The 12914-nt window shown below is 60.4% G+C and carries 14 protein-coding genes; 7 read left to right on the forward strand and 7 right to left on the reverse strand.

The genetic code is table 11. The annotated features are described in order from the left end of the window. Positions 1-45 precede the first annotated feature (45 nt). Both ATY77_RS27705 and ATY77_RS27710 read right to left on the reverse strand, forming a co-directional pair. The gene (locus ATY77_RS27705; RefSeq protein ID WP_088689711.1) at positions 46-1041 is read right to left on the reverse strand and encodes a Fe(3+) ABC transporter substrate-binding protein; all 996 of its coding nucleotides are present in this window, start codon (positions 1039-1041) and stop codon (positions 46-48) included. A 163-nt stretch (positions 1042-1204) separates the two neighbouring features. Then, the gene (locus tag ATY77_RS27710) at positions 1205-2236 is read right to left on the reverse strand and encodes an ABC transporter ATP-binding protein (RefSeq protein ID WP_088689712.1); all 1032 of its coding nucleotides are present in this window, start codon (positions 2234-2236) and stop codon (positions 1205-1207) included. A gap of 256 nt (positions 2237-2492) precedes the next feature. Between ATY77_RS27710 and ATY77_RS27715 the strand changes: the two genes are divergently transcribed. After that, positions 2493-3068 carry a hypothetical protein gene (locus tag ATY77_RS27715; protein ID WP_088689713.1) on the forward strand — a complete coding sequence of 192 codons (576 nt, stop codon included), beginning with the start codon at positions 2493-2495 and terminating at the stop codon, positions 3066-3068. 105 nt (positions 3069-3173) lie between these two features. Here the strand turns inward: ATY77_RS27715 and ATY77_RS27720 are convergent, their stop codons facing one another. Both ATY77_RS27720 and ATY77_RS27725 read right to left on the reverse strand, forming a co-directional pair. Next, positions 3174-3992, reverse strand: a complete 819-nt coding sequence (locus ATY77_RS27720) for an endonuclease/exonuclease/phosphatase family protein (RefSeq protein ID WP_088689714.1) — start codon at positions 3990-3992, stop codon at positions 3174-3176. Between the two features lie 95 nt (positions 3993-4087). Further along, a complete protein-coding gene (locus tag ATY77_RS27725; protein ID WP_088689975.1) occupies positions 4088-5551 on the reverse strand; it encodes a phosphatidylserine/phosphatidylglycerophosphate/cardiolipin synthase family protein in 1464 nt (487 codons plus the stop codon). 160 nt (positions 5552-5711) lie between these two features. On the opposite strand from ATY77_RS27725, the gene ATY77_RS27730 reads away from it, so the two are divergent. The 6 genes from ATY77_RS27730 (at position 5712) to ATY77_RS27755 (ending at position 8829) form a co-directional block, all read left to right on the forward strand. Continuing rightward, positions 5712-6353 carry a UdgX family uracil-DNA binding protein gene (locus ATY77_RS27730; RefSeq protein ID WP_088689715.1) on the forward strand — a complete coding sequence of 214 codons (642 nt, stop codon included), beginning with the start codon at positions 5712-5714 and terminating at the stop codon, positions 6351-6353. Positions 6354-6495: 142 nt separating this feature from the next. Continuing rightward, positions 6496-6753 (forward strand): DUF2934 domain-containing protein, encoded by a 258-nt coding sequence (locus ATY77_RS27735; RefSeq protein ID WP_088689716.1) that lies wholly within the window; start codon positions 6496-6498, stop codon positions 6751-6753. A gap of 328 nt (positions 6754-7081) precedes the next feature. Next, positions 7082-7255: a hypothetical protein gene (locus ATY77_RS33000; protein ID WP_190237705.1), complete on the forward strand. Its 174-nt coding sequence runs from the start codon at positions 7082-7084 to the stop codon at positions 7253-7255. A gap of 207 nt (positions 7256-7462) precedes the next feature. Continuing rightward, positions 7463-7777 carry a plasmid stabilization protein gene (locus ATY77_RS27745; RefSeq protein ID WP_088689717.1) on the forward strand — a complete coding sequence of 105 codons (315 nt, stop codon included), beginning with the start codon at positions 7463-7465 and terminating at the stop codon, positions 7775-7777. Positions 7778-7805: 28 nt separating this feature from the next. After that, complete coding sequence (locus ATY77_RS27750) at positions 7806-8096, forward strand: DUF3175 domain-containing protein (RefSeq protein ID WP_088689718.1); 291 nt, start codon at positions 7806-7808, stop codon at positions 8094-8096. Positions 8097-8103: 7 nt separating this feature from the next. Continuing rightward, on the forward strand, positions 8104-8829 hold the full coding sequence (locus tag ATY77_RS27755; RefSeq protein ID WP_088689719.1) for a glutathione S-transferase: 726 nt from the start codon (positions 8104-8106) through the stop codon (positions 8827-8829). A gap of 9 nt (positions 8830-8838) precedes the next feature. Here ATY77_RS27755 and ligD read toward each other — a convergent pair whose 3' ends face one another. The 3 genes from ligD to glgX are packed head-to-tail and all read right to left on the reverse strand — an operon-like array spanning position 8839 to position 12893. Then, entirely contained in the window at positions 8839-9717 is an 879-nt protein-coding gene (gene ligD, locus ATY77_RS27760; RefSeq protein ID WP_088689720.1) for a non-homologous end-joining DNA ligase, read from the reverse strand. Next, entirely contained in the window at positions 9714-10721 is a 1008-nt protein-coding gene (locus tag ATY77_RS27765; protein WP_088689721.1) for a DNA topoisomerase IB, read from the reverse strand. The genes ligD and ATY77_RS27765 overlap by 4 nt, the downstream gene beginning before the upstream one ends. Before the next feature lie 15 nt (positions 10722-10736). Further along, positions 10737-12893 carry a glycogen debranching protein GlgX gene (glgX, locus tag ATY77_RS27770; protein ID WP_088689722.1) on the reverse strand — a complete coding sequence of 719 codons (2157 nt, stop codon included), beginning with the start codon at positions 12891-12893 and terminating at the stop codon, positions 10737-10739. Between the last annotated feature and the right edge of the window lie 21 nt (positions 12894-12914).

Genomic DNA, 12914 nt, shown 5'->3' on the forward strand with positions numbered 1-12914 from the left:
CATTCTCGGGAGGAAGGCGCCGCTGAGAGGCGCCTTCCCTGTTCTTTAGTTATCGAAGCCGACCTTGTCCACGAGCTCGCTCGCCTGCTTGCGATGGCTGACGATCTCGGACAAGGGCTTGCTGTCGATCTTTAGTTCGCCAAAGGATGCGATGATCGGATCGGCCGCGACACCCGCCTTCACAGGATATTCGTAATTAGCCTCGGCATAGATCTTCTGCGCTTCGTCAGAGACGAGATATTCGAGAAGCTTCACGGCTTCAGCCTTGTTTGGTGAATGCTTGGCGATTGCCGCGCCGCTGATATTCACCTGCGTCCCGCCGTTCTTGAAGGTCGGCAGGACGACCTTGATGGCATCGCCCCATTTGACCTGCTCTTCGCCACCCTTGCCGGATCGCATCAGGCCAACATAATAGGAGTTGGCGATACCGATATCGCAAATGCCGCCGAGGATATCCTTGGCCGCATCGCGATCGCCGCCGGCTGCCTTGCGGCCGAGGTTGTCCTTGACACCCTTCAGCCATTTCTCGGCTTCTTCCGCGCCATAATGGGCGATGTAATCAGCAAACAGGGCCGTATTATAGGGGTGCTGGCCCGAGCGAATGCAGATCTTGCCCTTCCACTTGGGATCGGCAAGCTCCTCGTAATTGAACGTGCTGATATCAAGATCCTTGGCCGCGTAAAGCACGCGGGCGCGCATCGAGAGTGCAAACCAATTGCCCTTGGCATCACGCAGCTGTTCCGGGATAGCCGAGTTCAGAACAGATGATTCCACCGGTTGCGTTACGCCTTTATCGACCAGATCGACGAGGTTGCCGGCATCGACGGCCATCAGGATGTCAGCCGGCGAGCTGGCGCCTTCGGAGCTGACACGCTCTGCCAGGCCATCCTTCAGGAAAATGGTATTCACCTTCGTACCGGTCGATTTGGTGAACGCCTCCAGAAGAGGTGCGATCAGAGCCGGTTCTCTCGTCGTGTAAAGGTTGATTTCTGCGGCGGCAGCGATGCACGGCGACATCAGCGCCGAGGCAGCAAGCAGCATGGGTGTAAGGATAGAGCGCGAATTCATTATGTCCCTCCGCGAATGAATGCGCATTGCTTGCAGCAGTTCATGACCGTCAGAGTCAAGTTTTCCCGGGAAGCTGAACCCGGATATCACGGAAACTTGATGAGAAGGTCAGCAGAATGCGCTCACACGTCAGCTGTCAAAAAGCCAGCAGACGCTCAGGAAGGATCGAGATCTGGATATTCTCGGCATCAGCGGGCAGACGCTCCAAGGCTCTCGCCTTAAGCGGCGCGTCGAGGCCGTCGACCTTCACCGTGATCTGCTCGAATTCGCCATGCAAAACACGATTCTCGATACGAGCGGGGATCCCCGAGGTGGAGGACAGCGCGATAGCATGCGGCCTGACATAAACGGTCACCGCGCTTGCCGGCGGACGATCGAGCGTATGGGCGAAGTTACCGATCGCGGTCTCGATCCATCCGCCACGGTAAACGCCGGGAACTTTGCTGGACGCGCAAAAAAACTCTGCCGCATAGGCATTCGCTGGACGGTCGTGCAGATCATAGGCGGAGCCGGACTGGACGATTTCACCTGCGCGCATCAGGACCACCTGGTCGCCGACGGAAAGTGCCTCCTGCGGATCATGCGTCACGATGATCACGGTCGTGCCAAGTGCCCGCAACAGGTTCAAGGTGTCGCTGCGTACCTTCCCGCGCAGACCCTGATCCAGATTGGAAAAGGGCTCGTCCATCAGAACGATGCTCGGCCGGGGCGCCAGAGCGCGGGCGAGTGCGACACGCTGCTGTTCGCCGCCGGAAAGGGTGTGCGGATAGCGATGAGCCAGATGTTCGATCCCGACCTTGCTGATCATCTCCTCTGCCCGCGCAGTTGCTTCACCCTTCGGATGTCGCTTGAGACCAAAGAGGATATTGTCCCGTACGGTCAGATGCGGAAAGAGCGCATAGTCCTGGAAGACGAAGCCGACGCCACGCGCCTCCGGCTCGACAAAAGCGGCCGAACCTGCCACCTCGCGACCTTCGAGAAAGATGCGACCGGATTCCGGTACCTCGACACCGGCAATCATGCGCAAGAGCGTAGACTTGCCGCAACCGGAATGGCCCACGAGCGAAACCGCATCTCCGCGCCGAATATGAAGAGAAAGATCGCGCACGGCTGGCGTGATGCCGAAGCGGCGGGTAACATTTTCCAGTCGTACTGCGATTTCGCTCATTTCAGCTTTCATGCTCGCCAGCGGTTCCAGTGCAAGTCCTGGAACACTCCTAGAACACACCGAGGCGAATGGGGACAAGCGCAATCTGTCCCCTCAGGACGCCAATCTGCGGTCACGTTCACCCTTGAGGGCGTGGGCGCGATCAACTGTACCGATCTCGATATTGTCCCGGGCATTTGCAGAAGGCCAGGCATTGTCCCTTTGGTCAGGTCATGACATCCTCCGGAAGTTGCAGCCAAAACATAGGCTCTGAAGCATGCGCGACTATGTGAAAAGCAAAGACTTTCACCGCCATATGCGGTCGCTGCTGGCCTCGCGATTTCAGGAATTGGGCTGGGAATCGCAAGCAACCGGCAAATGCAGCTTTGTCCTTGGCAGAAGGGTTTTCTGGTTACAAATATCCCAATATTCGAACAGCGTGACCGGCGCCAAATTTACCATCAACATGACCGAGGGCGCCGGGGCCGCCAGCGACACACGCATCTTGCGTCAGCTCGACGACTCGGATCGAGCCGCCGGCAAAGCTTTGGAAGAACTCATCATCTCGCGTCTTCCCCGGCCGGATCCCGATCCGGACGTTGAAGTCGTCGGTGACCACGGTGAAACCGTCCTGGTCAAACTCGGTGACCTGGCGAAGGCAAATCCGAGACAATGGGATGGCCCCGCCGACGTCTGGCTGCCTTACTTCAGCAGATCCGATCTCGACGATTGGGCCGCCTTTCTTCTGCCTCGCCTCGACCGGCTGGTCGCGCCTTCGTCGCCCGAAGCCACCGATCCATCCCTGTGGGCTCAGCGGCTTCGCCGGTTCACCGGCTTATTTCGCTCGAAGTGAACCTTCGCCGACCTGATCAACATCAGGCACCTTGAGAAGACCCTTTGCCGATCTCGTACCCGCTGACGTCGGCACCTTCCATCATGCAGGAACGAGAACTCTTGGTCACCCACCCACCACAGGCTTCAGATCGACCAACGCCTTGATCGGCAGATGATCCGAGGCAATGCGCGCCAGCGGCGTATCATGGGCCTCGACGGTCGAGATAATCCCCTTGCGGTTGGCGATGATGCGGTCGAGGGCGAGCAGCGGCAAGCCGGCGGGAAAGCTTGGCACGGCGGGCGGCAACTCTCCGAAGGCGGATTGGAAGGTGTTGAGCGAGGAGCGGTCGCCGAGCCGCCATTCGTTGAGGTCGCCGAGCAGGATGGTCGGCATCTCGTGCCTGTCCTTGATGAGCTCGACCAGCGTATGAGCCTGCTGGGCTCTGTTATGGCGCAGCAGGCCGAAATGGGCGGCGATGATGCGCAGCACCCCGCCCTGCTCCAGCTCGATCTCGGCGACGAGGGCGCCGCGCGGCTCCAGCCCCGGCAGCTTGACCTGGTGCACGTCGTGCACCAGCCCCTTCTTGAAGAGCACGACATTGCCGTGCCAGCCATGTGCCTTGGCCATGCCGGCAACCGGCACCGGGATCAGCCCCGTCTCGCGCTCCAGCCGGCCGAGATCGAGAATACCCGTGCGTTCGCCGAAACGCGTGTCGGCCTCCTGCAGCGCGATCACGTCCGCGCCGATTTCATGGATCACCCGGCTGGTGCGCTCCGGATCGAAACGCCGGTCAGTGCCGACGCATTTGTGCACGTTGTAGGACGCGATCAGCGTTCCCGCGCTGCGCGGCCTTGCCTCCGTATAGGCCGGATCGAGCCGCTTTTTCCTGTTCCTGATCGAGGCGAGAATGCTGGCGGGAAGATTGTCTTTTCTGGCGTGCATCGGACGGCGCACTTGTTCCGTTGATCAAAAAGCTTCTTGCGGGGAGTATAGGCAAGGCGGCGGAACTTGCCATGTCCCATCGCAGAAAAATCCGCTCAGAGATAGGGCGAGCCCAGCCACAGCACCTTCTCCAAGAGCCGCACCGGAAAGGGTCGCGCGCGCAAGCCCTCGAGCGTCACCGGTGTCGCCGATTTCAGGGTTTCCTCGATATGCTCGTCGATCTCGGCGACGAAGCCTTCGTTCAGCACTTCGAGGTCGACCTCGAAATTCAGCCTCAGCGAACGCGGGTCGAGATTGGAGGAGCCGACATAGGCCCAGGTGCCATCGATCGTCAGCAGCTTCGAATGGCTGAAGCTGCCGGTCGAGCGCCAGATGCGGCAGTAATTCTTGAGGATCTGGTCGAACTGCGCCGTCATCGCCCGGTCGACCAGCAGCAGGTTGTTGACCGCTGGCACGACGATATCGACTTCGACGCCGCGCCGTGCCGCCGTCACCAGGGCGCTGATGAGTTCGCGGTCCGGCAGGAAATAGGGCGACATGATGCGGATCGACTGGCGCGCCACGGAAAAGGCGCCCATCAGCATCTTATGGTTGGTTTCCAGGCTGCGGTCGGGCCCCGAGGCGACGACGCGCATCAGGATGGGATCGCCGGGGCTGCGCTGCGGCGGTTCGATGCGCCAGGCCTCGTCGTTCAACAGCTCGTCGGTGGTGAAGCGCCAGTCTTCGGCGGCAAGATCGAAGAGATCGGCGACGACAGGACCGGTAACGCTGAAATGCGTGTCATGGGCGAAGCTCTCTCCTATCGCCTCTTCACTGAACCCGGCCCTGATGTTCATCCCGCCTGTCAGCGCAATGCGTCCGTCGACGATCAGGATCTTGCGGTGGGTGCGAAGATTGGCATAGGGCAGCCTCAAGCCCATGATGACATTGCCGTTGAAGACGGCGACGGTGACGCCGCCTTCCTTGAGATGGCCGAGAATGCTCGGCACCGAATACCGCGCGCCGACCGCATCGATCAGCACCCGAACCTCCACGCCGCGTTTGACCGCCGCGATCAGCGCATCGGCGATGCGAAGGCCGATGACATCGCGGTCGAAAATATAGGTTTCGAGCAGGATGCTGCGCTGCGCCTCGTCGATGGCTGATTTCATCGCCGCATAGGCTTCGTCGCCCGTCTCCAGCACATCGATCGTGTTGCCTGATGTCAGCGGATTGCGCGTCACCCGGTCGCCGAGCGTCTGCAGCGCTGCAAAGCGGCGGCCGAACTGGCTGATCACCGTCTCGGCCTCGGCGTCGAAGGTTTCCAGTTCATCGATCTCGGCTGCGCGCAGCAGCGCGTCGCGGCGAATGCTTAGCGATTTCCGGCGAATGCGGTTGATGCCGGCGATCGCATAGAGCACCGCGCCGATGATCGGGGAAAGGATGATGACGCCGACCCAGCCGATCGCGGCGCGCACCTCTTCCTTGGTCATGGCGGCATGGATCGCCGCCGCGGCCCCCATGGCGATCGAGACGACAAAGAGGATATGCGGCCAGTAGGTCGACAGGAGATAGAACATCGCCGGCAAATATAGCTGGGAAACGGCCGCGTTCAATCACGCCGCCCTTCTCCCATGACGCGAAATTTTTCGCCGTGATCATTTTGCCGGCCGCAGCGCGTTCGATGGCGGGAACAATCGCGGCGCGGATCGATTGACCCCGAAGAGATGAGGATCGCCCATGAACATCGCAGCCAATGTCGGTCCCGCCTTGGCGCTCGACGTCGCGGATGCGGAAAGCATAGCCGAACTCCGGCGCCAGGCCGAAGGCTGTACCCGTTGCGATCTCTACAAAAACGCCACGCAGATCGTCTTTGGCGAAGGCCCCGGGAAGGCCGAGATCGTCCTTGTCGGCGAGCAGCCGGGCGACCAGGAAGACCTGGCCGGCAGGCCTTTCGTCGGCCCCGCCGGACGGCTGCTCGATCATTGCCTCGAAGAGGCCGGTCTCGATCGCCAGCGCTGCTACGTCACCAATGCGGTCAAGCACTTCAAGTTCACGCCGCGCGGCAAGCGGCGGCTGCACGCAAAGCCGAATGCCGGCGAAATCAGGCGTTGCGCCTGGTGGCTCGGCGCCGAGCTCAACATCCTGCGGCCGAAACTCGTCGTGGCGCTCGGCGCGACCGCGCTTTACGCCCTGCTCGGACCGAAGGCGAAGCTGACGCCGGAACGCGGGCATATCCTGTATCCCGCGAACCATCCGCCCGTTCTCGTCACCATCCACCCCTCCTACCTCCTGCGCATCCGCGACGAGGCGGACCGGCACCGGCAGCGCCGGGATTTCGTCTCAGATCTGCACAAGGCGGCGGAGTTTCGGCAGCAATGAACGCCGATTCATAACCCTGATATGCTGCAACGCGAAATATTTGCGGTTGCAGCGTGATTTCACTTGAATCGGTCCCGCTCCTCTGGAACCATCTAACCAGTATCGCGTTCGAACGACGGCATCATGTGACTGGAGATCAGCGATGGCAGAAACTCGGGAAGAGTGGATCAAAAAACGTGCATACGCCCTCTGGGAAGAAGAGGGTTATCCGACAGGGCGAGATTCAATCCATTGGGAACAGGCACGCCAGGAGCGCGAAGCGCTCGATGGGTCTACCGCGGCTTCCGACGGCAAGGCAGCCAAGCCCAGGGCAAAACGCACCGTGACCGGCACCAAGACGACGAACGGCGTTGTTACGCCGGCGCCAAAACGGACTGCGAGCCGCAAGACGGCATCCTGAGACCGGAATACCAAGCCACATCAACAAAAAAGGGCGTCGCGGCGGCGCCCTTCGATCCCTTTTGTCATATGTCTGAATTAGTTGCGCTTTATTAAATTTGTGGGGTTGGCTTCTACACGGGGGTAAACAGAGGCCGGATGACGCTGCAAGTTCTGACGCTTCCAAAAAAATTGAGCCTGCACCCCTACCCTTGGAACAAGAACAGGCAATGTCTGTTTATGGGCAAACAGGGGAAGCTGCCATGAATGATGCTCGTATCGACATCCTTTCCGTCCCGCGCTTCTCCATCGGCGCCCGCGTTTTCACCGCGGTCATGTGAGGAATGGAGATGTCGCTCCTCCTCATCGCCGCGCTGCTTTATTTCGGTCTCGCACTCGGCTTCATCCTGGTCGTCGACAATCTTGTCGGATTTATCTTCCGCGACCCGCGCGCGCCGATACAACCGCCGCTGTTCAATATTGCCCGCGCTTTTGCTGCATCGCAAAAGCTCTATCGGAAGTAAGAGCTTAAGGCGGCGTCTCCAGACCGATTAAACTGTTGAACGCCTTGAGTTAAGGATATTTCCACCCCGCCCTTTCCCTCTCTCTGCAAGCCTCTATGTTGACGGCTTTTGTTCCGAATTTCCTGCCCCCTGCGTCCGACAGCCATGGGGCCGGAACTTTTGGAAGACGTGCCGGTTCGACTCTTTTACCCGCAAGAGGAGGCGAAGATGCCGAGAGGTGACAAGTCCGACTACACGGACAAGCAGAAACGCAAGGCCGAGCACATCGAAGAGAGCTACGAGGACCGCGGCGTTTCCGAGAAGGAGGCCGAACGGCGCGCCTGGGCGACCGTCAATAAGGAAAGCGGCGGCGGCAACAAATCCGGCTCCGGCCGCGGCGAGAAGGACACCCATGAATCCTCCAGGAAGGGTGGCCGCGCCGGCGGCGCTGCATCCGCCGCCCGCTCGAAGGAGGAGAAGTCGGCCTCCGCGAAGAAGGCAGCCGCGACCCGCAAGCGCAACGAGCACCACAGCCACCATTAACGAGGGAGATCCGGCAAAGGATTCAGCCATGGCCAAATCGAAGAAGAAATGGTCGCAGGACGTTACCGAAAACAGCGACGCGATGGATCTGAAGGAAGGTGTTTTCAAATCGGACGATCCGAAAAAGATCGCCCGTTCCGTCAAGCACTCCGCCGAGGAGAGCCATCGCCGCAAATCGAGCCCCTTCCGCGCCGCCATGTCGATGCTGACATTCTACATCAACCGCGCGGGGGAGCAGTTGACGAAAAAGCGCCGGGACACTCTTGAAAAAGCCAAGGACGAATTGCGAAAAGATTTTGGTCGGAAACCGAAAGGTTAGGGCGTAGATGGCATATGAGCTTTATTACTGGGACGGCATCCAGGGCCGTGGGGAATTCGTTCGCCTTGCGCTGGAGGAAGCCGGCGCCGACTACATCGACGTCGTCCGCGATCAGAGGCGCGGCACAGGCGCCATGGTCGAGATCATGGAAAGCGACAGCAAGCCGCATATCCCCTTTGCGCCGCCCTTCCTCAAGGACGGCGACCTTATCATCCCGCATGTCGCCAACATCCTGTTTTATCTCGGCCCGAAGCTTGGTCTTGCGCCGGAGGATGAAGGCCTTCGCCACGTCGCCAACGGTCTGCAGCTGACCATCACCGATTTCGTCGCCGAAGCACACGACACGCACCACCCGATCGATCTGTCGCTTTATTACGAAGACCAGAAGCCGGAGGCGAAAGCCCGCTCCGCTGCCTTCATCCGCGACCGCATTCCGAAATTCCTTGGCTATTTCGAGCGCGTGCTGCAGCAGAACCCGAAAGGTTCGAACCATATGGTCGGCGGCGCGCTGACCTATGTCGATCTTTCGCTCTTTCAGGTGATCGCGGGTCTGCGCTATGCCTTTCCGAAAGCCATGGCAAAACGCGAAGCGGAGTATCCCGGGCTCGTTGCCCTCCATGATGCGGTAGCGCAGCGTCCGAACATCGCCCGCTATCTCGCCTCCCCTCGCCGCCTCGCCTTCAACGAACAAGGGATCTTTCGGCATTACCCCGAACTCGACAGCGCGGAATGAGGTGAAGCCTCATTCGAGCGGCACGGCCGCCTCGAAGAAATCGCCCCAGGGGTCCTTCGGCCGCGTCTCCAATCGCTGCGGCACGTTGGCGAGCGTGAAAGCGGCCGGACCGCTCACATCGCTCAACTCCTCCCAATCGAGCGGCATCGAGACTGGTGCCCCGGGCCGCGCCCGCGTCGAATAGGCAGCGACGGCGGTGTTGCCGCGGCCGTTGCGGAGATAATCGATATAGATATGCCCGCCGCGTTTTGCTTTGGTGGCGGTCGCCAGATATTTGTCCGGCGCGTCGGCCGACATGCTCTCGGCAAGCGAATGGGCGAAATCCTTCACCTCGCTCCAGCCGGCCTTCGGCGCAAGCGGCGCCACCACATGCAGGCCCTTGCCGCCTGACGTCTTGACGAAAGCTGCGAGGCCGCGAGTTTCCAGTCGCGCCTTCACTTCGAGCGCCGCAGATATCACCGCGTTCCAGGCGACGTCCTCGCCGGGGTCGAGGTCCATGGTGATCATGTCCGGCTGTTCCCAATTGCCTGTTGTCGTACCCCAGGGATGGATTTCGAGCACGGCCGATTGCACCAGCGCCACAAGGCCATCGAAATCGCCAATGCGCAGCAGCTTTTCGCCGTCGGCATCCTGCGGATCGGCGATCTCCTCGATATGCGGGTTCATGCCCTTCCACGCATGTTTCTGAAAAAATCGCTGATGACCCTTTATCCCGTCCGGCAGGCGCAGCAGCGCCAGGGGCCGATTGACGACATAGGGCGCCATGAAGCGCCAGGCCGCTGCGTAATAATCCGCCAGCCCCTGCTTGGTCACGCCCTCGTCCGGCCAATAAAGCCGGTCGGGATGGGTCAGCGATACATCTGATCTAGGCGAATTGCTCGGGCTCATCCTTCGATCTCGCGTGTCAGGAAATCAAGTAGCCTGTTTTCCTCGGCACGCAAGCCGCGCAATGGTTCATTGTCGCTCTCGAGCATCGAATGATCGTTGCCGGCCAGCGCAATGATCGATGGATGGATGTAACTCGATCGCGAGATCGCCGGCGTGTTGTGTAGCGCTTCAGCCGCCGCCTCCGACATTTCCTTGACCGTCGGACGGCCGCCGCCGATGATCCTCTCGCGCGCCACGCCGAAGGCCGCGAGAGATCCGGCCCATGTGCGGAAGGTCTTTGCCGAAATGGGAATTCCCGATATCTCAGCAAGGTAGGCATTCAATCGGCCGGAATCGACCGGCTTCAGCGTGCCGCTTTCATCCTTCCAGACGAAGAGCTGGCGGCCGGGCAGATCCGCTATCTCCTCGAGGATCTTCTGCAGCCTCGGATGCCTGAGGCTGCGCTGGACGCGCTTGCCCCCCTTGGCCCGGAATTTCAGCTCGATCTGCCCGTCGACGATCTTCAGATGCCGCTTGAGCAGCGTCGTCGCGCCATAGGTGCCGTTTTCCCTGACATAGGCCTGGTTGCCGACGCGTAAATGCGCTTCGTCAAGCAGCGTCGTCAACGCCGCGAGCACGCCGTTTATATCCTCCGTGCCGGTGTCGAGGTGACGCAGCACCGTGCGGCGTATCTTCGGCAAAGCCCGGCCGAACTCGATCAGCTGGTGAAATTTTCCGGCACTGCGGAAGGACTGCCATTCCTTGTGATAGCGATACTGCTTGCGTCCGCGCGCGTCGAAACCGGTCGCCTGAAGGTGCCCGTTTTCGTAAAGGCAGATCCAGACATTCTCATAGGCCGGCGGCAGTCCAAGAGAACGGATGCGCGCGCGCTGCAATTCGTCGGTGATCGTCGTGCCGTCAGGCATCACATAGCTGAACCCCTTGCCCTTCCTTCGCCTTCGAATGCCAGGCTCGGTATCGCTGACGTAAACAAGACCAAGTTCGGTGATGGTTTCGGCATTCATGCTCTACGCGACCTGCTACTTGCTGCGACGACCGAATTGGAACCACCGGCGGCGCTGGGCCTTGGTCGCGCCCTCCGGCGGCTGGGTCTGGCCTGTCGGCGCAAAGACCGCCACGCTCTGGGTATAGACCATCACGGGGTTATCGTGATCGTGCACGTCGAAAGCGCCGGTTTCCGCACCGGTGTCGAGAACCCGTGACCACTGCGTCAGGCCGTTCACCTCCGGCAGGTGGACCTCGCAGTCGCCGCCGGCATTGAAGACGAGAAAGAGGTCATCCATCGCCTCGGTATCCGGCGCCTGCGCGCTCTTCGAGACGTAGACACCGATCACGCGCAATTCGTCGTCGTTCCAGGCGCCGTCATCCATGAAACTGCCGTCCGGCTTGTACCAGGCAATCTCGATGCGGCCGTCATCGCTGGTCTCGCCCGTCAGGAACCGCTCCTGCCTGAGAACCGGATGAGCCTTGCGGAAGGCGACGGCTTGCCGGCAGAATTCTAGGAATGGATCATCGAGCCCTTCCCAGCCCGTCCAGCCGATCTCGTTGTCCTGGCAATAGGCATTGTTGTTACCGCCCTGGCTGTTGCCGAGTTCGTCGCCGGCAAGGATCATCGGCACGCCCTGCGAAAGCATCAGCGTCGCCATCATGTTGCGCCGCCGCCGTGCCCGCGCCGCATTGATATCGTCATTATCCGTCGCGCCTTCAGCGCCCATATTGTCGGAATGATTGTCCGAATGGCCGTCCCTGTTGTCCTCGCCATTCGCTTCGTTGTGCTTGTCGTTGAAAGACACGGTGTCCATCAGCGTGAAGCCGTCATGGGCCGAGAGGAGATTGATCGAGGAGGTCGCTCCTCGATCCGAATGGTTGAATTGCAGCGCCGAGCCGGTGACGCGCGCCGCCAGCTCCGACACCATGCCGCCATCGCCCTTCCAGAAACGCCGCACGTCGTCCCGGAACTTATCGTTCCACTCGCGGAAAGGATGCGGGAAACCACCGACCTGATAGCCGCCCTCGCCGATATCCCAGGGTTCGGCGATCAGCTTGACGCCGGCAAGGATCGGATCCTGGCGAATGGCGCCGAAAAACAGACCCTGGCGGTCGAACTCGAGATCCTGCCGTCCGAGCGTGCTGGCGAGATCGAAGCGGAAACCGTCAATATGCATGACGCCGACCCAGTAACGCAGGCTGTCGAGCACCATGCGCATGACCATGGGATTTGCGACGTTCAGCGTATTGCCGGTGCCCGTCGTATCGAAGGTGTGGCGGGGATCGTCGGGGGAAAGAATGTAATAGCTCGCATTATCGAGCCCGCGGAACGACAGCGTCGGCCCCTTCTCGCTGCCTTCGGCGGTGTGATTATAGACAACGTCCATGATGACCTCGATGCCGGCGGCATGGAACCGCTTCACCATGGTCTTGATCTCGGTGATCTTGTCGCTGGACATGTAGCGCGATTGCGGGGCGAAGAAGCCGAGCGTCTGATAGCCCCAATAGTTGCTCAGGTTCTTTTCCAGGAGATAACGATCGTCAAGGAAATACTGGATCGGCAGAAGCTCGATCGCCGAGATGCCGAGCTTCAGGAGATGATCGATGATAGGGTCGCTGCACATGCCGAGAAAGGTGCCGCGCAGCCGGTCAGGCACTTTCGGATGCGTCATCGTCAGGCCGCGGACATGCGCCTCGTAAATGATGGTATCAGGCCAGGGACGGCGGATCGCCTCTTCACCCGCCCAGTCGAAATCCGGATCCTGGACGACGCTCTTGACCATGAAGGGGGCGCTGTCTCGCTCATCGAAAGAGAGATCGTCCTCGCCGATCCGATAGCCGAAAAGCGCGTCGTGCCATTTCAGATCGCCCGTCACCTGTTTGGCGTAAGGGTCGAGCAGCAGCTTGTTCGGATTGAAGCGATGGCCGGCCTGCGGATCGTAGGGGCCATGGGCGCGATAGCCGTAGACCGTGCCAGGACCGACGCCGGCGATATAACCCGACCAGATGTCTCCCTCGCGCTTCGGCAGCGGCAGCCGGGCGACTTCTTCCTTTCCGTCGGGCGAGAAGAGACAAAGCTCTATCTGTTCCGCATGGGCCGAAAAAACGGCGAAATGGGTACCTGAACCAATATATTCCGCCCCGAGTTCCGGTTTGAGGAAGTCGAGTTCCGAGAATGAAAAGCTCATGGCGCCCCGCTTGAAAATATG

This window comes from Rhizobium sp. R634, assembly GCF_002211305.1.
Taxonomy (GTDB): Bacteria; Pseudomonadota; Alphaproteobacteria; order Rhizobiales; family Rhizobiaceae; genus Rhizobium.